This window comes from Kitasatospora sp. NPDC036755, from assembly GCF_040636595.1.
Lineage (GTDB): Bacteria > Actinomycetota > Actinomycetes > Streptomycetales > Streptomycetaceae > Kitasatospora.
The window spans coordinates 1-24,639 of sequence record NZ_JBEZUT010000113.1; the positions used below are offsets into that span (position 1 = coordinate 1).

The following is a 24,639-nucleotide window of genomic DNA, read 5'->3' on the forward strand; positions in this document are numbered from 1 at the left end:
TCCCCGGCCCATTCCCCCATCGCCACGAAACGAGTCTGGCCCCACCGCTCACGCAGTGGGGCCAGAACCCAACATCTTCATCAGACTTCTAGCCGCGGTCGAAGTCGTGCCGCAGGGCGAAGGCGTGGGTGAGGTCGAAGGTGTCGATCGCGCCGCGCTCGGTGCGGGCGGCGTGGACCGAGCAGGCCATCTCGGTGTCGTCGGTCCACGGCCAGGGGCCGGGGGGTTCGGTGCGGGCGGCGAGGTGGGCCCGGGCGGTCTCCGGGACGAAGAACTGGGCACCGAGGGCGTCGCCGACGCAGAGGCCGAGGAGCGCGTCCGACGCGGGGCCGACGTGCGTGGATGGAATGGTCATATGGCTCCAGCTCAGCGGCTCGGCCGCCGTTCCGTCAACACCTGTGACCGCGCGCCCCACCGACGGGGGATGTTTCGCATACCCCCGATCCCGCCGGGCAGGCACCGGTGCATGACCCGCGCAAACCCCCTCGATCCGGTCGCCCTGCTCGGCGCCGACCAGCAGCACATCGCCACCCGGGCACAGCTGCGCCGGCTCGGGGTGCCCTCCGGCACCATCGCCCACCGGCTGCGGCCGGGCGGGCCCTGGCAACAGGTCCTGCCCCGGGTGATCTGCCTCCAGAGCGGTCGGCTGACGTTCCATCAGAAACTGCGGGCCGCACTGGCGTACGCGACGCCGAAGGGCCGCGAGCCACGGACCGGGGAGGTGCTGCTGACCGGCTTGACAGTGCTCGCCGAGGCCGGGCTGCCGAGCGCCGGACACCCGTCCGACCTCCACTCGGTCGACATCCTGATTCCTGGTCAACGACGCGTCGGGGACAGGGAGTTCGTCCGGATCCACCGGGCCTCGGGGGCGATGCCGGGCGGCTTCGAACGGGACGACGGGCTGTGGAGCACCACGGTCGCCCGGGCGCTGGCGGACCTCGCGCCGGGGGAGACGGGGCGCCGCCGGTTCCGGGCGCTGTGCGCGGAGGCCGTCCAGCGGCGGCACTGCGAACTCGGCGAGCTGCTCGACCAGTTGCTGTCCCGGCCGGGCGCGCTCGGGCTGCCCCAGGTGGCCGAGGTGGTGGAGGACCTGACGGCCGGGGTGCGGTCGGTGGTGGAGGGCGAGGCCCGCGACGTCCTGGCGCACGCGGGGCTGCCGGAGCCGCTGTGGAACCCGGTGCTCTTCCTGGACGGCCGCTTCCTCGCCGTCCCGGACGCCTACTGGCCGCACGCCTGCGTGGCCCTGGAGATCGACTCCCGCGCCTGGCACCTGCGCCCGGCCGACCACGAGCGGGGCCTCGCCCGCGCCAACCGGCTCACCGCCGCCGGGCTCCCGGTGGTGCGCACCACCCCGGCCCAGCTCCGCCGCGACCCGGCCCCGGTGCTCCACGAGCTGACCGCCATGGTCACCACCGGCCCGCACCCGCCGCACCCCCGGATCACCTGGCGGCGGGCACGGTGAGCGGCGCCCGGCCGCCGCGGCCCCTCCGGGGCCGTACGGCCCCGCGTTCGGCCCCCGCGTTCGGCCCCCGCGTTCGGCCCCCGGGTTCGGCCCCGCTCAGCAGCGGGAGTCGATCTCCTGGAAGGTGGCGTAGTGGTCGGCGGACCAGTACTGCTCACCGGCTTCACCGGTCACCACCCGGCGGGTGCCGCGGTCGTTGGAGCCCGGGGTGACCACGGTGAACTCGTGGTAGTAGCCGCCGCTCTTCTTGGGGAGGCGGCTCTCCCGGTTCTCGAACACGATGCCGTCGCGGCTGTACGGGTAGGGCCCGCCCTTGGCGATCAGGGTGAGGGTGTCCACGGCCTGGCTGGGGAGCTTGGTGCGGCAGACGTCGGCCATGGCCGGGTCGGTCGGCACCCAGGTGCCGGCCGGGGCCGGGGTGGTGCCGGCGCCGCCGGCGGGCGGGGTCGGCTTGGGGGCCGAGGGCTTGGGGGCCGCGGACCCGGACGCCTGGGCAGCCGCGGTGGCGGTCGCGCTCGCGGCGGCCTTGGGGTGGCTGCTCCCCTTGTCGGTGAGGAGGTACCCGACCCCGGCGACGAGCGCCAGGATCAGCACGGCCACGACGACGAGCGGGTTCTTGCGGTTGGTCATGCGATCCAGCTTGGCAGGCGGCCGGGCCCCGCCGGGCGAGCTACGCGTGTGGCCGCCGCCACACCGCCGGTCCCCGGCGCGCCCGGCGCCCGGCTCCGGGCCCGGAGGGGCGGCCGGACACGGACGTACGGCCGGGTGGAACGGACGCCGTTGTCCGTTCCCGCCCGGCCGTTTCACGTACGCCGGTTCTCCTGCGCCGAGCTCCGGTGTACGCCCTCCCGAAGGGAGGGGGAGCGGTCAGTCGTACCCGCGCGTGAGGGAGGGGATGCCTTCCCTCCCTCAGCGCGAGTCGCTGCCCGCCGACTCGATGGCGGCGCGGCCGGCCTCCAGGCGCGCCACCGGGATCCGGAAGGGGGAGCAGGAGACGTAGTCCAGCCCCACCTCGTGGAAGAAGTGGACCGAGTCCGGGTCGCCGCCGTGCTCGCCGCAGACGCCGAGCTTGAGGTCGGGGCGGGTGGCCCGGCCGGCCTCGACGGCGTGCTTGACCAGCGAGCCGACGCCGTCCCGGTCGATGGTCTCGAACGGGGAGACCCCGAAGATGCCCTTCTCCAGGTAGGCGGTGAAGAAGGAGGCCTCCACGTCGTCCCGGGAGAAGCCCCAGACCGTCTGGGTCAGGTCGTTGGTGCCGAAGGAGAAGAACTCGGCGGCCTCGGCGATCTGCCCGGCGGTCACCGCGGCGCGCGGCAGCTCGATCATGGTGCCGAGCTTGATGTCCAGCCGGACGCCGGTGGACTGGGCGACCTCGGCGAGCACCCGCTCGCACTCGTCGCGGACCAGCTCCAGCTCCTGGACGGTGCCGACGAGCGGGATCATCACCTCGGGGCGCGGGTCCCCGCCGGCCAGCTTGCGCTCGGCGGCGGCCTCGGCGATGGCCCGGACCTGCATGCCGAACAGGCCGGGGATGACCAGTCCGAGGCGGACGCCGCGCAGGCCGAGCATCGGGTTCTGCTCGTGCAGCTTGTGCACCGCCTGGAGCAGGCGCAGGTCGTTCTCGTTCGGGTCCTTGCGGGCCTCGGCGAGGGCGACGCGCACCGACAGCTCGGTGATGTCCGGCAGGAACTCGTGCAGCGGCGGGTCGAGCAGGCGGACGGTGACCGGCAGGCCGTCCATCGCCTGGAAGAGCTCCAGGAAGTCGCCCTTCTGGAGCGGCAGCAGGGTGGAGAGTGCGAGCTCGCGGTCCTTGTCGTTGTCCGCCAGGATCAGGTGCTCGACCTCCTTGCGGCGCTCCTCGCCGAGGAACATGTGCTCGGTGCGGCACAGGCCGATGCCCTGGGCGCCGTAGCGGCGGGCGCGCGAGCCGTCCTCGGCGTTGTCGGCGTTGGCGCGCACGGCCAGCCGGCGGCGGCCGTCGGCGTGCGACATCAACCGGTGGACGGCCTGGACCAGGCCGCCCTGGACGTCGGCGCCCGCGTGCAGGGTGCCCTCGAAGTACTCGACCACGGGGGACGGCAGGACGGGGACCTCGCCGAGGTAGACCTTGCCGGTGGCGCCGTCGATCGAGACGACGTCGCCCTCGTGGATCACCTGGCCGTCGGCGGTGGTGAAGCGCCGGGCCTTGGTGTCGACCTCCAGCTCCTCGGCGCCGCAGACACAGGTCTTGCCCATGCCGCGGGCGACCACGGCCGCGTGCGAGGTCTTGCCGCCGCGCGAGGTCAGGATGCCCTCGGCGGCGATCATGCCGTCCAGGTCGTCCGGGTTGGTCTCGCGGCGGACCAGGATGACCTTCTCGCCGGAGCGGGACCACTTGACCGCGGTGTACGAGTCGAAGACGACCTTGCCGATCGCGGCACCCGGCGAGGCGGCCAGGCCCCAGGCGATCTGCTGCGACTCGGCGTTGGGGGCGAAGCGGGGGAACATCAGCTGGGAGAGCTGACCGCCGGTGACCCGCATCAGGGCCTCGTCCAGGTCGATCAGGCCCTGGTCGACGAGCTGGACGGCGATCCGGAAGGCGGCCGCGGCGGTGCGCTTGCCCACGCGGGTCTGGAGCATCCAGAGCTTGCCGCGCTCGATGGTGAACTCGATGTCGCAGAGGTCGCGGTAGTGGTTCTCGAGCTTCTGCATGATCGCCATCAGCTCGTCGTACGACTTCTTGTCGAGCTTCTCCAGCTCGGCCAGCGGCAGGGTGTTGCGGATGCCGGCGACGACGTCCTCGCCCTGGGCGTTGGACAGGTAGTCGCCGTAGACGCCCTGGGTGCCGGTGGAGGGGTCACGGGTGAAGGCGACGCCGGTGCCGGAGTCCTCGCCGAGGTTGCCGAAGACCATGGTGCAGACGTTGACCGCGGTGCCCAGGTCGTTCGGGATGCGCTCCTGGCGGCGGTACAGCCGGGCGCGGTCGCCGTTCCAGGAGTGGAAGACGGCGTGGATCGCGAGGTCCATCTGCTCGCGCGGGTCCTGCGGGAAGGCCCGGCCGGTCTCGCGCTCGACGATGCCCTTGAACACCTCGACCAGCGCCCGGAGGTCGGCCGCGTCCAGGTCCAGGTCGTTGACGGTGCCCTTGGCGTGCTTGGCCTCGTCCAGGGCCTCCTCGAAGAGCTCTCCGTCGACGCCCAGCACGGTCTTGCCGAACATCTGGACCAGGCGGCGGTAGGAGTCCCAGGCGAAACGCTCGTTGCCGGACTGGGCGACGAGGCCGGCCACCGAGTCGTCGGAGAGGCCGATGTTGAGGACGGTGTCCATCATGCCGGGCATGGAGAACTTCGCGCCGGAGCGCACCGACACCAGGAGGGGGTTGTCGGCCTGCCCGAGCTTCTTGCCCATCTCCTGCTCGAGGGCGTCCAGGTGGGCGCTGATCTCCTCGTGCAGGGAGGACGGCTCGCTGCCGGTCTCCAGGAAGACCTTGCAGGCCTCGGTGGTGATGGTGAACCCCGGCGGGACGGGGAGGCCCAGGTTGGTCATCTCGGCCAGGTTCGCACCCTTGCCGCCGAGAAGGTCCTTGAGCTCCTTGTTTCCTTCGGTGAAGGAGTAAACAAACTTCTGCTGGGACGGCACGGTTCGGTCTCCTCACACGGTTGCCCTGACGCCGGAGAACATACCCATTTCGAAGGCACTTCTCTGCCCTGAATGGGCCACCCGTGGCTGGTACCAAGCGGTAACCCGCTAGATCGAATGCACATAAAGGCGTTCACCTCTGTTGGTGAAATCGTCCGCCTGACGCTAGCCCGCATTCAATTCTTGAAGACAAGCACGCCCGAAGATCGCACGATCCGGACGCACCGTAGCGACCGCGGGTCCATGGCGTTGCCCCGGCTTGATTTCCTGCACCCGGATCGGCCGATCACCGGCCGACCGGCTTCGGGAAGCGATTCACAGTCGACCTGTCCATTTCGTCCACTGACCGGCCGTCAGTCCCCACCGTATGTGGCAAGCGTCACCAGCGCATCTCACGGGTCGGGCGTAGACCGCCTCCGCCAATCGTCGCACTGCGTTCCGGGACGCGCCCGCTGCGTGACGGTCGAGTGCCGAAAAGGAGCCCTCTTGTCCAGGATGGACAAGAGGGCTGGGACCTAGTGGCCAGGGGCCCCGGAGGGCCGTTTTCGCCAGACCGTATAGATCATCCGCCAGAGGTGTCCGATTCGGCGTCAACGCCCGGCCGGGCGCAGTCATACGGATCGTCCAACCAGCCCTCCGGCAGGACCACCCGGTTGTTGCCGCTGGTCCGCCCGCGCGGGCCGTCCGCACCGTCCGGCCAGCCCTGGGACTGCTCCACCTGGGAGAGGGTTTCGGCCAGTTCGGCCAAGGAGGAGGAGCCGGCGAGCCGCACCCGCAGCTCGGAACCGACCGAGAAGCCCTTGGTGTACCAGGCGACGTGCTTGCGGAAGTCGACCACGCCGCGCGCCTCGTCGCCCAGCCACTCGCCGAGCAGCTGCGCGTGCCGCACCATCGCCGCGGCCACGTAGCCGAAGTCGGGGCGGGCGTAGTCCACGTCGCCCTCGAAGATCGAGACCAGGTCCTTGAACAGCCACGGCCGGCCCAGGCAGCCGCGGCCCACCACCACGCCGTCGCAACCGGTCTCGCGCATCATCCGCAGCGCGTCGTCCGCCGACCAGATGTCCCCGTTGCCCAGCACCGGGATGTGCGCCGGGACGGACTCGCGCAGCCGGGCGATCGCCGACCAGTCGGCCGTCCCGCCGTAGTGCTGGGCGGCGGTGCGCCCGTGCAGGGCGATCGCGGCCACGCCCTCCTCGGCGCCGATCCGGCCGGCGTCCAGGTAGGTGAGGTGGTCGTCGTCGATGCCCTTGCGCATCTTCATGGTCACCGGCAGGTCGCCCGCGTTGGCGACGGCCTCGCGCAGGATCTCGCGCAGCAGGTTGCGCTTGTACGGCAGGGCCGAGCCGCCGCCCTTGCGGGTCACCTTCGGGACGGGACAGCCGAAGTTGAGGTCGATGTGGTCGGCCAGGCCCTCGTCCGAGATCATCCGGGCGGCCTTGCCGACGGTCGACGGGTCCACCCCGTACAGCTGGATCGAGCGCGGCTTCTCGCTCGGGTCGAACTTGATCAGCTGCATGGTCTTGGCGTTGCGCTCGACCAGCGCCCGGGTGGTGATCATCTCCGAGACGTACAGCCCCTTGCCGCCGCTCTGCTCGCGGCACAGGGTGCGGAACGGCGCGTTGGTGATGCCGGCCATCGGCGCCAGCACGACGGGCGGCCACACCCGGATCGGGCCGATGTCCAGCGGCGCGAACTCGGTGTCGGACGCGGTGGGTGCGGGCGTGGCTGTCATGCGCGGCTGACCTCGGGTGAAAGGGACGGGACTCTCCATTGTCCCCCACCCGGGTGAGCGGCCTCCGCCCGCGCCGGACGCCGCCCCGCTACGGGGCCGACGGCGGTGGCGCGGACTCCGGCGCGAACGAGGGTTCCGGGTGCTCCGACCGCCTCGGCGAGAACGACGGCTCCGGGTGCTCCGACGGCTCCGGCGGCTCCGGGAGCTCCGGCTGCGGGGACGCCGACGGGACGACGGTGATCACCCCCGAGGTGACCGCGGCGTGAAGCCGGTTCGGGCTGGCGGAGTCCACCAGCTCCGTGTCGATCCGGCCGCTGCCGCTGCCGATCTCGCTGGAGACGGCGTACCGGCTGTCCTTCGGCAGGGTCAGCTCCACCGAGCCGGAGGTGGCCGTGGCGTCCACCTCGCGCGGGATCCTCGCGAAGCCCAGCTGCACCGAGCCCGAGGTGAACCGCGCCGCCACCCGCCCCATGCTCAGGTTGGTGCCCAGCACCAACCCGGAGGTGCCGTGCACGGTCACGTTCCCGGAGGTGTCGGACAGCAGCAGCTGGCCGGAGGTGAGCTCCACCCGCACGTCCCCGCTCAGCCCCTCCACCTGGACCGAACCGGAGCCCACCGAGCCGGACACCTCCGTCGCGGCCGGCACCTCCAGCTCGATCTCGGCGCCGCAGCCGAGGTCCACGAGCGGCAGCACCAGCCGGCATTGCAGCCCGACCGTGAGCACGTCGCCGTCGAAGACGGTGGACACCACCGGCTTGCGCACCAGCCAGTCCAGGCTCTGCCGGACCACCACATGGCCCTCCCGCCCCGCCCGCACCCGGACCGAGGCGTTTCCGGTCTCCAACTGGAGCCGGTGGATCGCCCGGTCGTACGGCCGGCTGGTGCTGGTGCGCTGCTGCACCGCCATCGACCAGGTCTGCAGTCCGGCGCCGATCATGACCAGGACGATCACGACCGTCCCGGTGACCCTCCAGGCCTTCGCCCCCTTCACCGCTACCCGACCTCCAGGAAGCGCAGCACCGCCATCACCCGGCGGTGGCTGTCCTCGGCCGGCGGCAGGTCCAGCTTGGTGAAGATGGAGTTGATGTGCTTGGCCACCGCGCTGTCGCTCACCACCAGCGAGCCGGCGATCGCCGCGTTGGACCGGCCCTCCGCCATCAGGGAGAGCACGTCGCGCTCGCGCGGGGTCAGCTTCTCCAGCGGGTCCCGGTGGCGGCGCACCAGCAGCTGGGCGACCACCTCCGGGTCCAGCGCGGTGCCTCCCTCGGCGACCCGCTGGAGCGCGTCCACGAAGTCGTCGACGTTGGCCACCCGCTGCTTGAGCAGGTAGCCCACACCGCTGGTGTTGGTCGCCAGCAGGTCCGCGGCGTAGCGCTCCTCCACGAACTGGGAGAGCAGCAGGACGGCGGTGTCCGGCCACTGCCGGCGGATCACCATCGCCGCCTTCACCCCCTCGTCGCTGAAGCCCGGGGGCATCCGGACGTCGGCCACCACCACGTCCGGGAGGTGCCGCTCCACGGCGGCCAGCAGTTCGGTGGCGTCCCCGACGGCGGCCACCACCTCGAAGCCCACCGCCTCCAGGACCTTGACCAGGCCGACCCTCAACAGGACCGAGTCCTCGGCGATCACAGCACGCACGGCAACTCCACGGTGATGGTGGTGGGCCCCCCGAGGGGGCTGAGAACGGACAGCGTGCCGTCGACGGAGGCGGCGCGCTTGCGCAGACCGGTGAGCCCGGTGCCGCGCGAGGGGTCCGCGCCGCCCACACCGTCGTCGCTGATGACCAGGCGCAGCCGGCCGCCGGTCGTCCGCACCGAGAGGTCGACGCGGCGGGCCCTGGCGTGCTTGGCCACGTTGGTGAGCGCCTCGGAGACGGTGAAGTAGGCGACCGCCTCGACGGTCGGGGCGACCTGCTCGGAGAGGTCGACGTCCAGGCGCACCGGCAGCGGGGCGCGGGCGGCGACGCCGGACAGCGCCGCGTCCAGACCGCGGTCCTCCAGGACGGCGGGATGCAGGCCGCGGACCAGGTCGCGCAGCTCGTCGATGGCCGCCTGGGCCTCCTCGTGCGCGTCGACGATCACCTGCATCACCTCCGGCGGCACCTCCTTGAGGGTGCGCCGGGCCAGTCCCAGGTTCATCGCGAGGGAGGTGAGCCGCTGCTGGGCGCCGTCGTGCAGGTCGCGCTCGATCCGGCGGCGCTCGGCGTCCACCGCGTCGACCAGCCCGGCCCGGCTCTCGGCGATCTCCTCGACCCGCCGCTCCAGCGCCTCCGCCCGGTCCGGGCCGAGCAGCCGCCGGGCCACCCAGACGTCCAGCCGGGCCAGCTGGGTGCCCGCCGTCGGGAGCACCGCCAGCAGCAGCACCCCGCCGAGGGTGAGCAGGACGTCCTCCCCGGCCAGGCCCGAGCGCAGCGCGGTGCCGGCGGGCAGCAGCCAGATCCAGCCGTACACGGTGGCCAGCACCACGCCGGCCGCCCAGGCGTACACCACCACCAGCGCGGCCGCCGCCAGCAGCGGGCCGGCCACCAGGTGGTGGAGGACCTGCCGCCAGGTCGCCCCCAGCAGCCAGCGCTGACGGCCCGTCGGCGGGCGCAGCGGCGGCACCTCGACCCCGCGCAGGGCGCGCAGCCGGCCGCGCTGCACGGCGGTGAGCGGGCGAGCGCCGGCCAGCACGGCGGCGAGCACAGGGAAGAGCAGCCGCGACTCGGTGACGGCCAGCCAGACCGGCAGCGCCATGGGCGCGCCGGCGGCTATGAAGCGGACGTCCCGCCAGGCCTCGGGCGACCACGGTGGGCGCCGGAGGCTCCTGACGAGCGCTCGGCGCAGCGTGGTGGAGGGCATGGCGGACAGCGTAGGGCCCCGTGATCACGCACCACCATGAAGGGGGGTTCCCAAAGGGGGTGTATCTAGCTACACCCCCGATTCGGTGCGCGGCACCACCGACAGGACGGGGGCCCCGGCAGGAGGCTTGAGGGCATGACGAGCACCGCACCGCACTCCGCCACTCCGCCGCACGGGCGGCCCGGCCCCGGGACCGCCTCCGGAACGCCGGCGCCGCGGCAGGAGCCGACGGAGGACGCTCTGTCGGAGGACGCGCTGCCGGAGGACGCGCTGCCGGAGGACGCGCTGCCGGAGGACGCGCTGTCTGAGGGTGTGCGGCCGGAGGGCGCGCTGCCGGCCGGGGCCGGGCCCTGGTCGCTGCGCAGCGTCGTGTCCGGCCGCGGCCGGGCCGCGCTGGAGCTCTACCAGTACGGGGAGTTGACCGACGTCCTGGTCGCCGCCCGGCTCACCCCCCACCTGCTGCGCGGGGCCCGGCACTGCCCGACCGCCGGGCGGAGCCGGCACGTGCTGGCCTGGGGCCGGCTGGCGGCCGACGGCACGGTGCCCTCGGTGGTGTTCACCGGGCGGCGGCGCTTCCGCCGCGCCCGTTCGGCGGCCGAGACGGTCACCGTGGCCGGGCGGTTCTGGGTGGCCTGGGCCGAGGGGCCGTTCGACGCGGTGCGGGTCGAACACCCGGCGGGCGGGGTGGCCGAGCGGCTGCCGCTCGAGCGGGTGCGGGACCGCGACCGGAGCCGGGGTGCGGCATGACCACCGCCGTCCTCACCGCCCGCCCCGTCCCTCCGAACGCCCTGCCCGCGCGCTTCGCCCGGCTCCCCGTCCTGGCCGCGGTCGCGCTGCTGCCCTGGCTGGCGGTCCTCGCCGCCTGCCACGAGACCCCGTGGGTCGTGCTCGACCTCACCGAGTTCGCCGCCCTGCTCTCGCTGGACGCGCTGCTGCGCCGGCGCAGCCCCGCCGCGCTGTGGGCGGGTGCTGCGGTGGCCCTGCTGCTCACCGGCGACGCGCTGGCCGACATCGCCTGCGCCGGGCCGGGCCGCGCGGTGCTCGCCGCGCTGGTCATGGCCCTCTGCATCGAGCTGCCGCTCGCCGCGGTGTGCCTGCGGCTCGGGCGCGACGCGGCGGTGCGGGTCGCCTGAGCCCGGTCGGTTCCCGTCCGTTCCCCGCCCCGGGCCGTCTCCTACCGGGTGGGCAGCCGGTCCATCAGGGCGCGGGTCCCGTCGTCCAGCGGGGTGTACGTGATCATCCGGGTGCCCAGCTGCGGACTCAGCCAGAAGTTGGTGTACTCGCAGCTCAGCAGCCCGACGCCGGGCACCTGGAAGCGCTTGACGCCATTGCCCGGACGCATCACGTCGTGCCGCTGCCAGAGCTCCGCGAAGTCCGGCGAGGCCTTGAGCACCCGGGCCAGCAGCGCCTTCCGGGCCGGATCCGCGCTGTGGTCGGCCATCGCCGAGCGGAACCGGGCCACCATGCCGAGGCGCTCGGTGCGGTAGTCGACCAGCACCTCCCGGAAGCGCGAGGGCGTGAACGCCATCCACATCAGGTTGCGGTCCTCGGGAGCCAGCTCGTCGAGGTCGCCGACGAACGCGGTGTACTGGGCGTTGTACGCCAGCACGTCGTAGCGGGAGTTGAGCACCACGGCCGGGTACGGCGCCAGCTGCTCCAGCAGCAGCCGCACGCTCGGGGTGACCGAGGGGCACTCCTTCACCGGCGCCGGATCGTCCGCGCCCGCCAGGGTGAACAGGTGGGCGCGCTCGCTCGGGTCCAGCAGCAGCGCCCGGGCCACCGCGTCCAGCACCTGGGTGGACACCTGGATGTCCCGCCCCTGCTCCAGCCACGTGTACCAGGTCACCCCGACCGCGGCGAGCTGCGCGACCTCCTCCCGGCGCAGCCCCGGCGTGCGGCGGCGGCCGGTCATCGGCAGGCCCATCTGCTCGGGCGACAGGCGTTCGCGGCGGCTGCGCAGGAACGCGGCCAGCTCGTGCCGGCGGGCTTCGCCGGGGGTGGCCGGGCGCGTTCCGGCGGCCGGCCGGACGTTGCCGCCGGCGGCCGGACCGGCGGAACCAGGCGGGCGGGCCGAACCAAACGGGCCGGCCGAACCGGTGCGGGCTTGCGCGGGAGGCGTGGCGAGGCTCATGCTCCCCAGCATGCGACAGCCTCCAGCCTGTTGCCAGGTACTTCTTATACCTGGATAACCACACTCTGGTACCAGGGTAGGGCGCGGCGGATCGTAGGACCCGTGACCCAACAACTCGCCGTCGCCCCCGCATCGAGCCGCACCGCCACCACCCCGGGCACCGCGGCCGCCCGTACCGCCGCTCCCGGACCCACGGGACCCACCGGTCCCGCTGCCGCACTCGGCACCGCCGGGCTGGTCACCGTCCTGCTCGGCGCCTTCCTGCCGATGCTCGACTTCTTCATCGTCAACGTCGCCCTGCCCACCATCGACCACGACCTGGCCGCCGGACCCGCCGTCCTGGAACTCGTCGCCGCCGGCTACGGCATCGCCTTCGCCGTCCTGCTCGTCCTCGGCGGACGCCTCGGCGACAGCTACGGCCGCCGCCGGCTCTTCGTCGTCGGTGCCCTCGCCTTCGCCGTCACCTCGCTGGCCTGCGGCCTCGCCCCCGGCGCGTGGTCCCTGGTCGCCGCCCGGGCCGCCCAGGGCGCCTCGGCCGCGCTGCTGATCCCCCAGGTGCTCGGCACCATCACCGCCGCCACCGAGGGCGCCCGGCGCGGACGCGCGCTCAGCGTCTACGGCGCGGTCGGCGGGATCTCGGTGGTGATCGGCCAGGTGCTCGGCGGGATGCTCGTCGCCGCCGACCTGTTCGGCACCGGCTGGCGCTCGGTGTTCCTGCTGAACGTGCCGTTCGCGCTGCTCGCCGTGGTGCTCGCGGTCCGCTACGTCCCGGAGAGCCGGGCCACCACGGCCGCCCGGGTCGACGTCCCCGGCACCGCCCTGCTCACCGCCGCCCTGCTCTCCCTGCTCATCCCGCTGATGGAGGGCCGCGCCGCCGGCTGGCCGCTCTGGTCCTGGGTGCTGCTGGCGCTCTTCCCCTTCCTCGCCGCCGCCTTCGCCACCGTCGAGCGCCGCGCCGAACGGCGCGGCGACACCCCGCTGGTGCCGCCGTCCCTGCTGCGCATCCCGGAGATGCGGCGCGGCCTCGGCATCGCGCTCCCCTACTTCGCGGGCTTCGGCGGCTTCATGTTCGTCATCGCGGTCGCCCTCCAGCAGGGCCTGCGGCTCGGCCCGGTCGCGGCCGGCTGGGCGCTCGTCCCGATGGCGGTCGGCTACTTCGGCGCCTCGCTCGCCGGACCGCGGCTGATCGGCCGCTGGGGCAGCCGGGTGCTCAGCGCCGGCGCCGTCGTCCAGGCCGCCGGCCTCACCACCCTCGCCCTGACCGTGCTGGCCGACGGGGCGCATTTCTCCCCGCTGCGGATGGCCCCGGGCGTCGCCCTCGCCGGCATCGGGCAGGGCCTGATCGGCACCCCGCTGTTCCGGGTCGTCCTCGCCAAGGTGCCCGCCGCCCGGGCCGGCGTCGGCAGCGGCGTCCTCGCCACCGGCCAGCAGTCCAGCCTCGCCCTCGGCGTCGCCACCCTCGGCACCCTCTACCTCTCCCTCTCCCCCGCCCTCGGCATGGACCGCGCCCTCGCGCTCTGCCTGGGCATCCAGCTCCTCGGCTCCTTCACCATCCTCTACCTGACCACCCGTCTCCCCCGCTCCATCGGCTGAGCCCGGGCTCCGCGGCCCCGCCCCGGCGACGGCGGCAGCGGTGAACGGCGGCCCCGCGACCGGTACGACCGGTCGCGGGGCCGTCGGCGTTGTCGGGGCTTCCGGGGCCGTCGGCGTTGTCGGCGTTGTAGGCGTTGTCGGCGTTGTCGGCGCCTCCGGGGGCGGGGGTCGCAGGGCTACGCCGAAGGGCGCTCGAGCCGGTCGAGCCAGTCGCCGAACAGGGTGCGGACGGATCCGGCGGCCTCGACCTGGGGGTTGTGGCCGACGCCGTCGAGGACGGCGGCGGCCATCCGGGGGTAGTGGTCGAGCAGGGCGAGCTGGTCGCGCCAGCCGACCAGGGCGTCCTGGCGGGTGGTGACCAGCAGGTGGTGGCCGACGTGTGGTGCGGCCCCGTGCTCCGGCCAGTGCGGCAGCAGGAAGTCGGCTTCGAGCTCGGCGGCCGCCGCCCGGTCGTGCGCCTCCCACCCGGGCCGGACGTAGCGCTCGAAGAGCCCCCACCCCACGACGGTCTGACGCGCCATGACGTACCGGAACAGCTCGCGGTCGGCGGCCGGGAGACGGGCGAGGAGGTCGTCGTCGCGCTCGACCACGGTCTCCTGCGGCAGCGCCCGGTCGGCGCCCCAGCGCACCACCGGCACCAGCAGGGCCGAGCCCAGCACCTGCTCGCCGAACCGCGCGGTCACCGCCCGGGCCAGTTGCCCGCCGAAGGACTGCCCGACCACGGCGAAGGGCCGTCGGCCGACCCGCTCCTCGATCCACCCGTGGACGGCCTCGGCCAGGGCGCCCGCCGAGGTCGGGCCCGGCAGCCGGGGGCTGGCGCCGTGGCCGGGGAGGTCGAGGTAGAGGCGCCGCCAGCCGGGGCGGTCGGCGAAGGCGGGTTCGAGCGGGAGCAGGACGCGGTGGTCGACGGTGTAGCCGTGGATCAGGACGATCGGGGTGCCGTCGCCGAAGGCGGTGTGGCGGATCGGGGTGCCGTCGCCGAAGGCGGTGCGGTGGATCGCGGAGCCGGTCGTGTGGGTCATGACGGCAGCCTCCGACCCTGACACCCGTGGCAGGGTCAAGCCCCGCGGGCACGAGAACCGGACGCACCCGAACCGGGAGCCGGGTCAGGAGAGGCTCTTGACCACGTCCAGGTACTCCCGGATGGCGTCCCGGTTGCGCGTCAGGCACAGGATCCGGCGGGTCATCCGGTCCGTCTCGGACTCCAGGGTGGCGAGCATCTCCGGTGTGGCGTCGGCGAAGTGGATCGTCCGCGGGGTGTCCAGGCAGGGCAGGACCTGCTTGATGATCCGGGTCGGCAGGCCCGCGTCCAGCAGCCCGCGGATCTGCAGCACCCGGTCCACGAGGTACTCGTCGTACGCCCGGTAGCCGTTCGCCTCGCGGCGGGGAGTGAGCAGCCCCTGCTGCTCGTAGTAGCGCAGCAGCCGCGGCGTGGTCTCCGTCCGCCGGGCGAGTTCGCCGATGCGCATGTGTGACCACCCTCACCCCGGGCCGGCGCCACCCCGGCTGGACCTTGACACGGATGTCAACGATAGACCATCGGCCCCATGCCCACTCCTGAACTCCGCGCCCCCGGACGGCCGGTGGCCCCCGCGCCGGGACTGCCCTGGCCCGCGCTGCTCGCCATGAGCACCGGCGGATTCGTCACGATCATGACCGAGGCCCTGCCCGCCGGGGTCCTGCCCGCGATGAGCGCCGACCTCGGCGTCGGCCAGTCCGCCGCCGGGCAGTCCGTCACGCTCTACGCGGTCGGCTCCATCGCCGCCGCCGTCCCGCTGACCGCCGCCGCCGGGCGCCTGCCGCGCAAACCGCTGCTGCTGGTCGCCGTCGGCGGCTTCGCCGCGGCCAACGCCGTCACCGCCGTCTCACCGAGCTACCCGCTCACCATGGCCGCCCGGTTCGCGGCCGGCCTGGTCGCCGGGCTGCTCTGGGCGCTGCTGGCCGGGTACGCCCGGGCCGTCGTCGGGCCGGAGCAGCGCGGACGCGCGATGGCCGTCGCCATGGCCGGCTCGACGGTCGCCCTGTCGGTGGGCGTCCCCGCCGGCACCCTGCTGGCCGACCTGGTGGGCTGGCGGGTCACCTTCGGGCTGATGAGCGCGATCGCCGTGGCACTGACCGGCTGGATGCTGCTCGTCCTCCCTGACCTGCCCGGGCGGGCCGACCGGGCCCGCACACCCGTCCGACAGGTGCTGCGGACGCCGGGCGTGGCCGTCGTCCTGGCCGTCACGGCGACCTTCGTGCTCGCCCACAACGTCCTCTACACCTACGTCGCCGCGCTGCTCGCGCCGCTGGGGCTCGACGGCCGGACGGACACCGTGCTGCTCGTCATCGGGCTGTCCGCGCTGGTGAGCATCCTCGGCACCGGCGTCCTGATCGACCGGCACCTGCGCCCGTTGACCGTCGCCGCCTCCGTCCTGCTCGCCGCCGCGGCACTGCTCCTCGCCGCCGCCCTGCTCGGCCCGACCGGATGGCCCGCCTACGCCGCCGCCGCGCTCTGGGGCCTGGGCTTCGGCGGCGCCGCCACCCTCCTCCAGACCGCGATCGCCGACGCGGCCGGGCCTGCCGGGGACCTCGCCCAGTCGCTGCTCGTCACCTGCTGGAACCTCGGCATCGCCGTCGGCGGCCTGGCCGGCGGACTCCTCCTCGACCACGCCGGCCCGGCCGCGCTGCCCTGGACCGCCCTCGCCCTCCTGGCCGCCGCCCTGGCCACCACCCTCGGCGGACGGCAGCACGGGTTTCCGGGGCGGCGCGGGCACTCGTCCGGGTGAAATCGACGCACGTTTCCCGCGGCCGACGCACGGTCCGCCGTACCGTGAGTCGTATGACAGCCAGAGTCCCCATCCGCCAGCTCCAACAGCACGCAAGCGAGTTGATCGACCGGGTCGCGGCCGGCGAACGCGTCGAGATCACCCGCAATGGGCGGCTGATCGCGGTCCTCGCTCCGCCCGATCCCGAGCAACGGGTACTGGAGGACCTCGTTCGCGACGGCACCATCGACCCGGAGAACGCCGCTACCGCGCGCGGCCTGGCCGACTGGCCCCTCCCCGAGGCGGGCGTCGAGCTCGGGTCAGCCTCCGAGGCCTTGATCGCCATGCGCGAGGAAGAGGACCGTTGATCTACCTCGACTCCTGCGCGATCCTCAAGCTCCTGATCCCCGAGAGCGAATCCACCGCTCTACGGACGTTTCTCTCCTCGCACGGCGCCGAGGGGCATGCGACCAGCGCACTGGCCCAGGTCGAGGTGCCACGCGCATTGATCCGAATTGGCGCGCCACCCGAACTGCTGGTCAGGTCGACCGGCCTGCTCGATCGGCTGCTCCGCGTCCGGCTCTCGGATCCCGTCCTCAGGGCCGCGTGCCTGTTCCCAACCCGGCACCTCCGTACACTCGACGCGATCCATCTCGCCAGCGCCGAGCACCTCGAACACGCGCTCACGGCCTTCGTCACGTACGACAAAAGACTGGCCGACGCGGCGGAGGAACGGGACCTGCCCGTGGTCTCGCCCGGTCGGACAGCCGACGGCCGATAGGCAGCACGACGGCCCCGGCACGCCCGACGGTACGACCGATGCCGTGGGCCGGGGCACCCTCCTGACCGATGGTCACCCTCCGCCCAGTGCGGCGGCGAAGCCGTCCAGTCGGGCGACGACCCGGCGCAGGGCGTCGACCGAGCCGAGCGGGTCGCCGGGCAGTTCGAGGCCGTGGTCGGCGCCGGGCAGTTCGAGGACCTCGTGACCGGTCGCGTCGGCGGCGGGGCCGTCCCACAGCCGGTCGGCGGCGCCGCCGACGAGGAGGGTCGGCGCCCCGGCGCGGCGAAGGGCCCGGGCCACGTGGTCGACGGTCAGGACGGGGGTCAGCCAGGCCGCCGGGAGGTTCCGGTCGGCGGCTACGGAGGCGGCGAAGGAGGCGAGGGACTTCCCGACCAGCAGGCGGCAGGCGCCGCCCTCGGCCCCGACGGCTCCGGCGACCTGCCGCTCGACCCAGGCGATCCGGTCGGTCATCGCGAACTCGGCGAATCCTTCCGGGAGTTGCCACCACAGCTCCTGGACGGTCCAGCCGTGTCGGAGGAGGACGGACCGGGCGAAGTGCAGCAGCGGCCGGGCGGGCGAGTAGCCGGTTCCGGGGACGATCAGCGCGACCCGGTCGGGGTCGCCGTCGAAGCGGGCGGGGAAGCTCGACCGATCACGGGCGGACATGGGCGCAGGGTATCCGCGCGGGCTCGTTCGGTGGTGTCAACCCTGACCATCGTCATGGTCGTGACCTGACTTTCGGGTCGGGTGGAGAAGGCCCTTCGGCTTCTACCGTCCGGGTCATGACGTACACGGACGGGAAGACCGGGAACTCCACGCACGGCGGCCCGCGCGGCATGGCGGGGGCCGGCCGTACGGCCGGGCGGGGCAGGGCGGCCGCCCGGGGCAGGCCGGTCCTGGCAGCGGCCCTGCTCTGCGCGGGGGCCGGGGTGGTGACGTGGCTCGCGCCGGAGCGGGGCGGCGGGGCCGGGCCCGTGCGGCTGTCGGCCGGGTGGTCGGCCGGCGGCTACCGGCGGGTGGCGGAGGCCGTCGGCGACGCCCCGTCCGCGGTGGCCTCGCTGCTGGAGCCGGCCACCGAGGTCGGGCTGCTGGTGCTCGGGTTCCTGCTGGCGCTCCGCTGGTGGACGGCCCGGACCCGGCGGGCCGCCGGGGCGGTCGCGGGGGTGGCGCTGGTCGGACTGGGCACGGTGCTGGCCTACGGGGCGAGCGAGGTGCTGAAGGTGGTCCTCGACGAGGAGCGGCCCTGCCGGGCACTGGCCGGGCTGCCCGGCAGGGCGGTCGCCGAGTGCCCGCCGCCCGGCGACTGGTCGTTCCCCAGCAACCACGCCACCCTGGCCGTCGCGCTCGCGACGGGGCTGGTGCTGCTGCGCCCGCGCTGGGCCCCGCTGGTCATACCCGTCGGCGGCGCCACGGCCGCCCTCCGGGTGGCGGCCGGGGTGCACTACCCGCACGACGTGCTCGCCGGTGCCGTGCTCGGTGGCACGGTCACGGCGGCGGCCGTCCTCGCCCTGCGGCCCGCGGCCGCCACCGCCGTGGCGGCCCTGACCGGGGTGCCCGTCCTCGGGCCGCTGCTGTCAGCACCGGCGGCGCCGGCGGCATCGCACTCGGGCGCCGGCTCCGGCACGGGCGCGAGCCCGGGCGTCGGCACGGGCACCGGCACCGGCACGGGCACCGCGGCCTCAGTCCCGTGGGCCGCCCGCGCAGGTCGCGCCGAGGGTCAGCCCGGCCTCGTGCGCGAGGACGGCGGCCGCCGCCCGGTTGGCCACGCCCAAGCGGGCCAGGATGGAACTCACATGGGCCTTCACGGTGCCTTCCACCACCCCGAGCCGACGGGCGATCTGACCGTTGGACAGGCCGGCGGCGATCAACGTCAGCACGTCCCGTTCCCGGGCGGTCAGGGCGGCCACCCGTTCCCGGGCACCGGCGCGCCGGTCGGCGGGGCCGCCGGCGCCGGTGGCGGCCAGGTGGGCGACCACCCGGGCGGCCACCTTGGGTGAGAGGTAGGCCGCCCCACCCGCCACCGCGCGCACCCCGGCGAGCAGTTCCTCCGGCTCGCCGGACTTGATCAGGAAGCCGTTCGCGCCGCCGCCGAGCGCGCGAAGGATGTAGTCGTCCTCACCGAAGGTGGTCAGCATGAGCACTCCGGTCGCCAGGCCGTTCCGGCGGATCTCGGCAGCGGCCGTGATGCCGTCCGTCCCGGGCATCCGGATGTCCAGCACGGCGACGTCCGGCCGGTGGCGCCGAACCAGTTCGACGGCCTCCCGGCCGTCCCCGGCCTCGGCGACGATCTCGATGCCCGGGTCGGTGGAGAGCACGGCGCGCAGTCCGGCACGGATCATGGGCTCGTCGTCGGCGAGCAGCACTCGGATCGGTGCGGTGGTCATCGGCGGCTCCTGTCGGTCGCTCGGGGCGGAGGTGGTGCGGGTGGGGAGGTACAGCGGGCGGTCCTGCGGCGGGTGGTCGTACGGCGGGTGGTCAGGAGACGAGCACGTCGCGCGAGACCAGTCGGGAGTCCCGGAAGCAGAGTCGGTAGGCGTCGCCGGCCCGGTCCACGAACAGTTGGGCGGTGATGGCGTAGTAGGCACACGAGACCCCTTCCCCCGTCGGCGGCGCGGGCGTCGACGGCACGCTCGGCGGGAGGTACGGCAGCCGGTGGCCGGGCAGCAGTCGCTCGACCGCGGCCTGGTCCTGCCCCACCTGGAGGGAGGCGTAGACCTCCGGGCCCAACACCGACTGGCTGACCACGTAGAGCGTCCATACTCGCAGCGCCACGATCAGCAGCACGGCCGTCACCAGCGGGACGAGCACCACGGCGGCCAGTGTCCGGCCCACCCTGCGCCGGGCCCGCCGCAGCTCGCGCACCGGCGAGGGCGGGGCGGCGGACAGCGGCAGGGCGGGCCCGGCGGCACGGCGCGGCAGGTCGGCCACGACCTCGAACCCGCCGTCCGGGCAGGCCCGGTGGGCGAAGGTGCCACCCGCGAGGCGGACCCGTTCGGCCAGCCCGACCAGGCCGCGGCCACCGGTGGGCGACACGGGGGGCACCGTGACGGAGGTGCCGGCGAACGGTCCGGTGGGCGTTGCGGTGGGCGTTGCGGTGCGCGTGGTTGACGCGGGCAGCGACACCGATGCCGGTGCCGATGCCGGTGCCGGTGCCGGGCCGTTGGCCACCCGGAGACGGGCACCGTCGGCCGAGTACGCCACCTCCACGGTGACGGCCGCTCCCGGCGCGTGCTTGGCGGCGTTGGTCAGCGCCTCCTGCACCACCCGGTACGCGGCGTGCTCGGTGGCGCGCGGAAGCCCGCCCGGCTCGCCGACGGTCTCCGAGCGGACGTCCAGTCCGGCCGCGACCGCCTCGGAGACCAGGTGCGGGATGTCCGAGTCGGCCGGCCCGTGGGCGGCGGGGGTGGCACCGCCGGTCTCCTCCCCGTCGCGCAGGATGCCGATCACCTCGCCGAGCCGGTCGACGGCGGCCGCCGCACCCGCCCGGATCTCCTGGGCCGCCTCCCGGTGGGGCGGGGCCAGGTCGGGGGCGAGCTTGAGGGCCCCGGCACGCAGGGCGATCAGGCTGAGGTCGTGCCCGAGGGCATCGTGCATGTCCTGGGCGATCCGGGCCCGCTCGCGCAGCCGCGCCTGCTCGGCGACGAGTTGCCGCTCGCGTTCCAGCCGCTCGGCCCGCTCCCAGCCGGCCCGTACGAGCTCCTGCGACTGCCGCCAGAACCGGCCCAGCAGCCACGGCCCCATGCCGGTGCTCACGGCGAGGGCGACGAACCGCAGGCCCAGAACGATCCAGGCGGGCGCCGACCCGACCACCAGCACCCCGGCCGAGACCAGGACGGCGAACACCACGGCCGCCGGCCGTACCCGCTCCGTCCGCAGCCCGGCCAGGAAGGAGATCCCGACCGCCGGCAGCGCCCACCAGAGGCTCGTGACGCTCAGCCCGATACACACCGCCGCCACCGCGGGCAGCGCCGCCCCACTCATCCGCATGCCCACGACCCTACGAGGGGGACCATCGAACCGGATCTGTCGAAAGTCATGCCTGCGCGGGGTGCCCGAGGCACGCCCGCCGTGCCGGGCCGCCGTTGCCGGCCGGACCCGGCGCAGGCGGCCCGGCCGCACCTCACGGCGGCCGGAACCGACCTGTCCGGGCCGGCGGAGCCGGAGTTCGTCCGCGCCCGGGGCCCAGGGCGGCCGTCCCACGGTCACGAGGAGCAGGGTGCGCTCACCGGCCTTCCGTGAGATAAAAGCCGGACGCACTCGAACCGGGGGAAGGTGACGTCATGCTCCTCGTCATGGTGTTCCTGTTCGCACTCGTCGCCATCGTCGTCGGCGCCACGGCCTTCCTGGTGCTCCGGGAACGCGCTCGGCGGCACCGGTTCGACGACGCCGAGGGGCTGCTGATCGAACAGCGGCGGACCGCCCACGCCGCGCGCATGCGGGCGACGTACTCCAGCGTGTCCGTCCACCACGGCAACGGCGTCATCGGCGACGAGGGGAACCACCACCGCTCCTGACCCGTCCTCGGCCCGCCGCCCGATGCCCGCCTCCCGATGCCCGTCGCTGGCATGCCCGCATGCCCGCGTGCCCGCACGTCGGCTGATAGAGCCTCAGCGACACAGGGCGGCGTCGACGACGTCCTCGAGGTGCCGCGTGACGGCGTAGTCGGCCGGGACGGTGGTCACCGCGATGTTCGCGGCGCGCCCGCCGTCGGTGGCACCGCCCCGGGTCTCGTAGCCCGGGATGTCGCCCCCGTGCCCCCAGTAGACCCCGCCGCAGGACAGCGGCCGGCTGATGATCCCCAGTCCGGCGCCGGCACCGGAGTCGCCGCCGATCGGCACCGTGGTGCGCATCTGGGCGAGTTGGGCCGAGGGCAGCAGGCGGTCCGGAACCAGCAGGGCGCCGAAGAAGCGGTTGAGGTCCGCGGTGGTGGAGATCATCTGCCCGGCCGCCCAGCCCGCCGACGGGTCCATCTCGGTGAAGTCGGTCAGCGGCCCGTCGGCGGAGTCCCTGCGGTAGCCCCTGGGGTGGGCCTCCCGGATCGTCCGGTCGCCCACGGCCGGGAAGGAGGTGTGCCGCAGCCCGAGGCGCCGGACGATCCGCCGGTCGATCTCCTCGGCGAGCGGCCGGCCGGTCACCCGCTGGACGATCAGGCCGGCCAGCACGTAATTGGTGCTGCTGTAGCCGAACCGCGCCCCGGGGTCGAAGACGGGCGGCTGCCGCAGGGCGAGGTCCACCAGTTCCCTGGGCTCGAAGTACCGGGAGCGGAGCGAGGCTTCGTCCAGCAGGCCCTCGTAGTCGGGCAGGCCGCTGGTGTGCTGGAGGAGCTGCCGGACGGTGACGCCTCGCCCGTCGACGCCCTCGCCGCGGGCCACACCGGGAAGGTAGGTGTCGACGGGGGCGTCGAGGTCGACCTTCCCCTCCCCCACCAGTTGGAGCACCACGACGGCGGTGAAGGTCTTGGTGTTGCTGCCGATCCGCACCTGCCCGCCGGCGGGAACGGCGGCGCCGGTGGCCAGGTCCCCCACGCCGGCGGTGTAGTCGCGGCTCCGCCCCCGCCCGTCCCGGACGGTCGCGAGCGCGCCAGGCACCCCGTCCGTCCGCACCAGCGCGTTCAGCCCCTGCTGCACACCGTCCGGTGCGGACACGGCGGACACGGCGGGCACGGCGGACGCGACGGACGCGGCGAGTACGGCCGGTGCGGCGGACGCGGGCGACGCGGCGGACGGTGTCAGGGCCCCGACGGCCACGGCGGTCGAGAGCGTGAGGGCGAGTGCCATGTGGCGGACGTGCGGACGATGCACGGGTCAACTCCTCCGGAATCGCGGCGGGGCGGGAAGCCCCTGGTCACGTCCGCCAGTCTGGTCGCGCGGGGAATCACCGGCCTCCCCCGATCGAGGGAGCCCCCGTTCCCTCGTCCACCAGGGTCTCCGGGTGCACGGCCCCGGCCGGAATGTCGGTGGCACCGGGGACACTCGGTGGTCCGTGCCACCGAGAGAGGGAGCCCCCGGATGCCGATCCACGTCGCCGGCCGCCGCCGCACGACGGCCTCGCTGGAGGCCGCGTTCCCCGGCGCGGAGATCATCGACGTCACCTCCGGGGCGCCGGACCCCTGGGTGCGGCTGAGCCCGTTCTACCCGCACGGCGGCATCCCCGTGCCCTACGGCGAGGGCGTGACCAGCCAGTCGGTGGAAGGCATCTGGCAGGCCCTCAAGGTCTTCCCGGACAGCGACGTCGACCTCGCCAAGCTGCGCGTCACCTCGATGAGGGGCCTCAAGCGGACGGTGCGCCGGTTCGGCCCCGTCCAGGGCCACCGCACCGGTCCGCACGGCGACCGGCTGCTGTCCTACGAGGCGGCCCGCCGCCGGATCTACCTGCCGGCCTACCGCTGGGTCCTCGAACACCGCGTCGCCGACCTGGTCGAACGGCTCCGGGGCAAGGAGCACGTCGTGCTCCTGGACCACACCACCAACGGCGACGTCGCCGACCCCGGCAGCCCGCTGTCCCACGCCGCGCTCATCCGGCTGCACCTGGAGGGCCGTTGGCCCGACGAGCGGCACACCGCGGGGTGCGCCGGGCGGTGCCGCACCGAGGAGTGCCCCACGACGACGAGCTAGTGCGATGATCTTTCCCTCGGTACTGTGGCCCGTCGGAACAGCCGGGCGACCGGACAGCCGGGCAGCCGTTCGCGGGCCTCCCTCGTACGCCCCGCGCTCGACCGCCGGCGCCCGCCGCGCCCGAGGACGTCCTCCGCGGCGCCCCTCGCGGCGGGGAGACCAGAAAGTGAGCAGACAGATGCAACCCACCTTCGTCCTGGTTCACGGAGCCTTCGCGAACTCCTTCTCCTTCGCGCCGCTCCAGGCCGAACTCGGCCTCCTCGGCCACCGCTCCGTCGCCGTCGACCTCCCGGGGCACGGCTTCGCGGCGACGTACCCGCGCGCCTACCAGGCGCCGCAGGACCCCGAAGGGCTCGCCACCACCCCCGGGGCCATCAAGGGCGTCACCCTCGCCGACAACGTCTCGCACCTCATCGGGATACTGGAGCGGGCCAAGCGGAACGGGCCCGTCGTCCTCGTCTCGCACAGCCGCGGGGGCCTGACGGCCACCGTCGCGGCCAACCGGCGTCCCGACCTGATCGACCGGATCGTCTACGTCTCGGCCTGGGCCCCCGTCGACCTCGACGTCGCCGGCTACTACGCCGAGCCCGAGATGGCCACGGTCGACGCCGCCGGGCTGGCAGCGGCGATGGTCGGGAACCCCGCCGAACTCGGGCTGCTGCGCGTCAACTTCCGCACCGCCGACCCCGAGGTGCTGGCGACCTTCAAGGCGGCCTTCCTCGCCGACGGGACGGACGAGGAGTTCCTGGTCTTCCTCAACGCCTTCCAGCCCGACGAGAACCTCGACGCCGGCACGCCCGAGGACCGGGCTCAGGCCGACAGCTGGGGCCGGATCCCCAAGTCGTACGTCCGGCTGACCGAGGACACCAGCGTGCCGCTCGCCATGCAGGACCGGATGATCCGCGAGGGCGACGCGCTGACCCCGGAGAACCCCTACGACGTCCGGACGCTCCCCGGCAGCCACCTGAAGTGGCTGGTCGCCCCGGCGCCGGCGGCCCGGGTCCTGGCGGAGATCGCCGAACTCCTCCGTCACCGAGCCCGCGCTCGGCGCGCTGCTGCAGTGGTACCGCGAGCTGACCGGCCTCGGGCCCGGCGAGCGGCACAGCCTGCTGATCGGCGTC

General features: G+C 74.2%; 24 protein-coding genes and 2 pseudogenes. 11 read left to right on the forward strand and 15 right to left on the reverse strand.

The window, feature by feature from the left end:
- Nucleotides 1–88: 88 nt before the first annotated feature.
- The gene (locus tag AB0E96_RS18655) at nucleotides 89–355 is read right to left on the reverse strand and encodes an ADP-ribosylglycohydrolase family protein (protein WP_359824750.1); all 267 of its coding nucleotides are present in this window, start codon (nucleotides 353–355) and stop codon (nucleotides 89–91) included.
- Nucleotides 356–466: 111 nt separating this feature from the next.
- On the opposite strand from AB0E96_RS18655, the gene AB0E96_RS18660 reads away from it, so the two are divergent.
- Complete coding sequence (locus tag AB0E96_RS18660) at nucleotides 467–1,462, forward strand: hypothetical protein (RefSeq protein ID WP_359824753.1); 996 nt, start codon at nucleotides 467–469, stop codon at nucleotides 1,460–1,462.
- Between the two features lie 96 nt (nucleotides 1,463–1,558).
- Here AB0E96_RS18660 and AB0E96_RS18665 read toward each other — a convergent pair whose 3' ends face one another.
- The 6 genes from AB0E96_RS18665 to AB0E96_RS18690 form a co-directional block, all read right to left on the reverse strand.
- Complete coding sequence (locus AB0E96_RS18665) at nucleotides 1,559–2,092, reverse strand: ribonuclease (protein ID WP_359824754.1); 534 nt, start codon at nucleotides 2,090–2,092, stop codon at nucleotides 1,559–1,561.
- A gap of 279 nt (nucleotides 2,093–2,371) precedes the next feature.
- On the reverse strand, nucleotides 2,372–5,080 hold the full coding sequence (ppdK, locus tag AB0E96_RS18670) for a pyruvate, phosphate dikinase (protein ID WP_359824757.1): 2,709 nt from the start codon (nucleotides 5,078–5,080) through the stop codon (nucleotides 2,372–2,374).
- Nucleotides 5,081–5,642: 562 nt separating this feature from the next.
- Nucleotides 5,643–6,812, reverse strand: coding sequence for a tRNA dihydrouridine synthase DusB (dusB, locus tag AB0E96_RS18675; protein WP_359824759.1), 1,170 nt, complete (start codon nucleotides 6,810–6,812; stop codon nucleotides 5,643–5,645).
- 88 nt (nucleotides 6,813–6,900) lie between these two features.
- On the reverse strand, nucleotides 6,901–7,803 hold the full coding sequence (locus AB0E96_RS18680; protein WP_359824761.1) for a DUF4097 family beta strand repeat-containing protein: 903 nt from the start codon (nucleotides 7,801–7,803) through the stop codon (nucleotides 6,901–6,903).
- A gap of 2 nt (nucleotides 7,804–7,805) precedes the next feature.
- A complete protein-coding gene (locus AB0E96_RS18685; protein ID WP_359824762.1) occupies nucleotides 7,806–8,450 on the reverse strand; it encodes a response regulator transcription factor in 645 nt (214 codons plus the stop codon).
- Nucleotides 8,438–9,652, reverse strand: a complete 1,215-nt coding sequence (locus tag AB0E96_RS18690; RefSeq protein ID WP_359824765.1) for a histidine kinase — start codon at nucleotides 9,650–9,652, stop codon at nucleotides 8,438–8,440. Before AB0E96_RS18690 ends, AB0E96_RS18685 begins: the two co-directional genes overlap by 13 nt.
- Before the next feature lie 135 nt (nucleotides 9,653–9,787).
- Between AB0E96_RS18690 and AB0E96_RS18695 the strand changes: the two genes are divergently transcribed.
- Both AB0E96_RS18695 and AB0E96_RS18700 read left to right on the forward strand, forming a co-directional pair.
- Complete coding sequence (locus AB0E96_RS18695; protein ID WP_359824767.1) at nucleotides 9,788–10,399, forward strand: hypothetical protein; 612 nt, start codon at nucleotides 9,788–9,790, stop codon at nucleotides 10,397–10,399.
- Nucleotides 10,396–10,785: a hypothetical protein gene (locus AB0E96_RS18700; RefSeq protein ID WP_359824769.1), complete on the forward strand. Its 390-nt coding sequence runs from the start codon at nucleotides 10,396–10,398 to the stop codon at nucleotides 10,783–10,785. Before AB0E96_RS18695 ends, AB0E96_RS18700 begins: the two co-directional genes overlap by 4 nt.
- A 41-nt stretch (nucleotides 10,786–10,826) precedes the next feature.
- Here AB0E96_RS18700 and AB0E96_RS18705 read toward each other — a convergent pair whose 3' ends face one another.
- On the reverse strand, nucleotides 10,827–11,783 hold the full coding sequence (locus AB0E96_RS18705) for a helix-turn-helix transcriptional regulator (protein WP_359824771.1): 957 nt from the start codon (nucleotides 11,781–11,783) through the stop codon (nucleotides 10,827–10,829).
- A gap of 234 nt (nucleotides 11,784–12,017) precedes the next feature.
- Between AB0E96_RS18705 and AB0E96_RS18710 the strand changes: the two genes are divergently transcribed.
- Entirely contained in the window at nucleotides 12,018–13,376 is a 1,359-nt protein-coding gene (locus tag AB0E96_RS18710) for an MFS transporter (protein ID WP_359824797.1), read from the forward strand.
- Nucleotides 13,377–13,552: 176 nt separating this feature from the next.
- Here the strand turns inward: AB0E96_RS18710 and AB0E96_RS18715 are convergent, their stop codons facing one another.
- Nucleotides 13,553–14,398: an alpha/beta hydrolase gene (locus AB0E96_RS18715; RefSeq protein ID WP_359824773.1), complete on the reverse strand. Its 846-nt coding sequence runs from the start codon at nucleotides 14,396–14,398 to the stop codon at nucleotides 13,553–13,555.
- Between the two features lie 84 nt (nucleotides 14,399–14,482).
- Complete coding sequence (locus AB0E96_RS18720) at nucleotides 14,483–14,845, reverse strand: MerR family transcriptional regulator (RefSeq protein WP_359824775.1); 363 nt, start codon at nucleotides 14,843–14,845, stop codon at nucleotides 14,483–14,485.
- A gap of 78 nt (nucleotides 14,846–14,923) precedes the next feature.
- Between AB0E96_RS18720 and AB0E96_RS18725 the strand changes: the two genes are divergently transcribed.
- From AB0E96_RS18725 to AB0E96_RS18735, 3 genes are read left to right on the forward strand one after another with little or no spacing between them, the layout of a single operon-like run.
- Nucleotides 14,924–16,144 (forward strand): MFS transporter, encoded by a 1,221-nt coding sequence (locus tag AB0E96_RS18725; protein WP_359824778.1) that lies wholly within the window; start codon nucleotides 14,924–14,926, stop codon nucleotides 16,142–16,144.
- Between the two features lie 53 nt (nucleotides 16,145–16,197).
- Nucleotides 16,198–16,491 carry a type II toxin-antitoxin system prevent-host-death family antitoxin gene (locus AB0E96_RS18730; RefSeq protein WP_359824780.1) on the forward strand — a complete coding sequence of 98 codons (294 nt, stop codon included), beginning with the start codon at nucleotides 16,198–16,200 and terminating at the stop codon, nucleotides 16,489–16,491.
- Nucleotides 16,488–16,904 carry a type II toxin-antitoxin system VapC family toxin gene (locus tag AB0E96_RS18735; protein WP_359824782.1) on the forward strand — a complete coding sequence of 139 codons (417 nt, stop codon included), beginning with the start codon at nucleotides 16,488–16,490 and terminating at the stop codon, nucleotides 16,902–16,904. Before AB0E96_RS18730 ends, AB0E96_RS18735 begins: the two co-directional genes overlap by 4 nt.
- A 72-nt stretch (nucleotides 16,905–16,976) precedes the next feature.
- Here the strand turns inward: AB0E96_RS18735 and AB0E96_RS18740 are convergent, their stop codons facing one another.
- Both AB0E96_RS18740 and AB0E96_RS18745 read right to left on the reverse strand, forming a co-directional pair.
- On the reverse strand, nucleotides 16,977–17,570 hold the full coding sequence (locus AB0E96_RS18740) for an alpha/beta hydrolase (RefSeq protein WP_359824784.1): 594 nt from the start codon (nucleotides 17,568–17,570) through the stop codon (nucleotides 16,977–16,979).
- Nucleotides 17,571–17,910: 340 nt separating this feature from the next.
- Nucleotides 17,911–18,090, reverse strand: a complete 180-nt coding sequence (locus AB0E96_RS18745; RefSeq protein ID WP_359824801.1) for a hypothetical protein — start codon at nucleotides 18,088–18,090, stop codon at nucleotides 17,911–17,913.
- Nucleotides 18,091–18,124: 34 nt separating this feature from the next.
- Between AB0E96_RS18745 and AB0E96_RS18750 the strand changes: the two are divergent.
- Nucleotides 18,125–18,349 (forward strand): annotated as a pseudogene (locus tag AB0E96_RS18750) (phosphatase PAP2 family protein); the annotation flags it as partial.
- 234 nt (nucleotides 18,350–18,583) lie between these two features.
- On the opposite strand, the gene AB0E96_RS18755 reads toward AB0E96_RS18750, so the two are convergent.
- Both AB0E96_RS18755 and AB0E96_RS18760 read right to left on the reverse strand, forming a co-directional pair.
- Nucleotides 18,584–19,288: a response regulator transcription factor gene (locus AB0E96_RS18755; RefSeq protein ID WP_359824787.1), complete on the reverse strand. Its 705-nt coding sequence runs from the start codon at nucleotides 19,286–19,288 to the stop codon at nucleotides 18,584–18,586.
- Nucleotides 19,289–19,379: 91 nt separating this feature from the next.
- The gene (locus tag AB0E96_RS18760; RefSeq protein ID WP_359824789.1) at nucleotides 19,380–20,891 is read right to left on the reverse strand and encodes a histidine kinase; all 1,512 of its coding nucleotides are present in this window, start codon (nucleotides 20,889–20,891) and stop codon (nucleotides 19,380–19,382) included.
- A 293-nt stretch (nucleotides 20,892–21,184) separates the two neighbouring features.
- Here AB0E96_RS18760 and AB0E96_RS18765 point away from each other — a divergent pair, with 293 nt between their 5' ends.
- Nucleotides 21,185–21,418 (forward strand): hypothetical protein, encoded by a 234-nt coding sequence (locus AB0E96_RS18765; RefSeq protein ID WP_359824792.1) that lies wholly within the window; start codon nucleotides 21,185–21,187, stop codon nucleotides 21,416–21,418.
- 93 nt (nucleotides 21,419–21,511) lie between these two features.
- On the opposite strand, the gene AB0E96_RS18770 is transcribed toward AB0E96_RS18765, so the two are convergent.
- A complete protein-coding gene (locus tag AB0E96_RS18770) occupies nucleotides 21,512–22,681 on the reverse strand; it encodes a serine hydrolase domain-containing protein (RefSeq protein WP_359824799.1) in 1,170 nt (389 codons plus the stop codon).
- A gap of 231 nt (nucleotides 22,682–22,912) precedes the next feature.
- Between AB0E96_RS18770 and AB0E96_RS18775 the strand changes: the two genes are divergently transcribed.
- Both AB0E96_RS18775 and AB0E96_RS18780 read left to right on the forward strand, forming a co-directional pair.
- Entirely contained in the window at nucleotides 22,913–23,518 is a 606-nt protein-coding gene (locus AB0E96_RS18775; RefSeq protein WP_359824794.1) for a hypothetical protein, read from the forward strand.
- Nucleotides 23,519–23,684: 166 nt separating this feature from the next.
- Nucleotides 23,685–24,542 (forward strand): annotated as a pseudogene (locus AB0E96_RS18780) (alpha/beta fold hydrolase); the annotation flags it as partial.
- Between the last annotated feature and the right edge of the window lie 97 nt (nucleotides 24,543–24,639).

Coding starts and splice junctions, on each gene's coding strand:
- AB0E96_RS18730 (WP_359824780.1), top strand. CDS start 16,198: ATGACAGCCAGAGTCCCCATCCGCCAGCTCCAACAGCACGCAAGCGAG.
- AB0E96_RS18760 (WP_359824789.1), bottom strand. CDS start 20,891: ATGCGGATGAGTGGGGCGGCGCTGCCCGCGGTGGCGGCGGTGTGTATC.
- AB0E96_RS18655 (WP_359824750.1), bottom strand. CDS start 355: ATGACCATTCCATCCACGCACGTCGGCCCCGCGTCGGACGCGCTCCTC.
- AB0E96_RS18700 (WP_359824769.1), top strand. CDS start 10,396: ATGACCACCGCCGTCCTCACCGCCCGCCCCGTCCCTCCGAACGCCCTG.
- AB0E96_RS18775 (WP_359824794.1), top strand. CDS start 22,913: ATGCCGATCCACGTCGCCGGCCGCCGCCGCACGACGGCCTCGCTGGAG.
- AB0E96_RS18755 (WP_359824787.1), bottom strand. CDS start 19,288: ATGACCACCGCACCGATCCGAGTGCTGCTCGCCGACGACGAGCCCATG.
- AB0E96_RS18725 (WP_359824778.1), top strand. CDS start 14,924: ATGCCCACTCCTGAACTCCGCGCCCCCGGACGGCCGGTGGCCCCCGCG.
- AB0E96_RS18720 (WP_359824775.1), bottom strand. CDS start 14,845: ATGCGCATCGGCGAACTCGCCCGGCGGACGGAGACCACGCCGCGGCTG.
- AB0E96_RS18715 (WP_359824773.1), bottom strand. CDS start 14,398: ATGACCCACACGACCGGCTCCGCGATCCACCGCACCGCCTTCGGCGAC.
- AB0E96_RS18665 (WP_359824754.1), bottom strand. CDS start 2,092: ATGACCAACCGCAAGAACCCGCTCGTCGTCGTGGCCGTGCTGATCCTG.
- AB0E96_RS18765 (WP_359824792.1), top strand. CDS start 21,185: ATGCTCCTCGTCATGGTGTTCCTGTTCGCACTCGTCGCCATCGTCGTC.
- AB0E96_RS18705 (WP_359824771.1), bottom strand. CDS start 11,783: ATGAGCCTCGCCACGCCTCCCGCGCAAGCCCGCACCGGTTCGGCCGGC.
- AB0E96_RS18690 (WP_359824765.1), bottom strand. CDS start 9,652: ATGCCCTCCACCACGCTGCGCCGAGCGCTCGTCAGGAGCCTCCGGCGC.
- dusB (WP_359824759.1), bottom strand. CDS start 6,812: ATGACAGCCACGCCCGCACCCACCGCGTCCGACACCGAGTTCGCGCCG.
- AB0E96_RS18660 (WP_359824753.1), top strand. CDS start 467: ATGACCCGCGCAAACCCCCTCGATCCGGTCGCCCTGCTCGGCGCCGAC.
- AB0E96_RS18740 (WP_359824784.1), bottom strand. CDS start 17,570: ATGTCCGCCCGTGATCGGTCGAGCTTCCCCGCCCGCTTCGACGGCGAC.
- AB0E96_RS18695 (WP_359824767.1), top strand. CDS start 9,788: ATGACGAGCACCGCACCGCACTCCGCCACTCCGCCGCACGGGCGGCCC.
- AB0E96_RS18770 (WP_359824799.1), bottom strand. CDS start 22,681: ATGGCACTCGCCCTCACGCTCTCGACCGCCGTGGCCGTCGGGGCCCTG.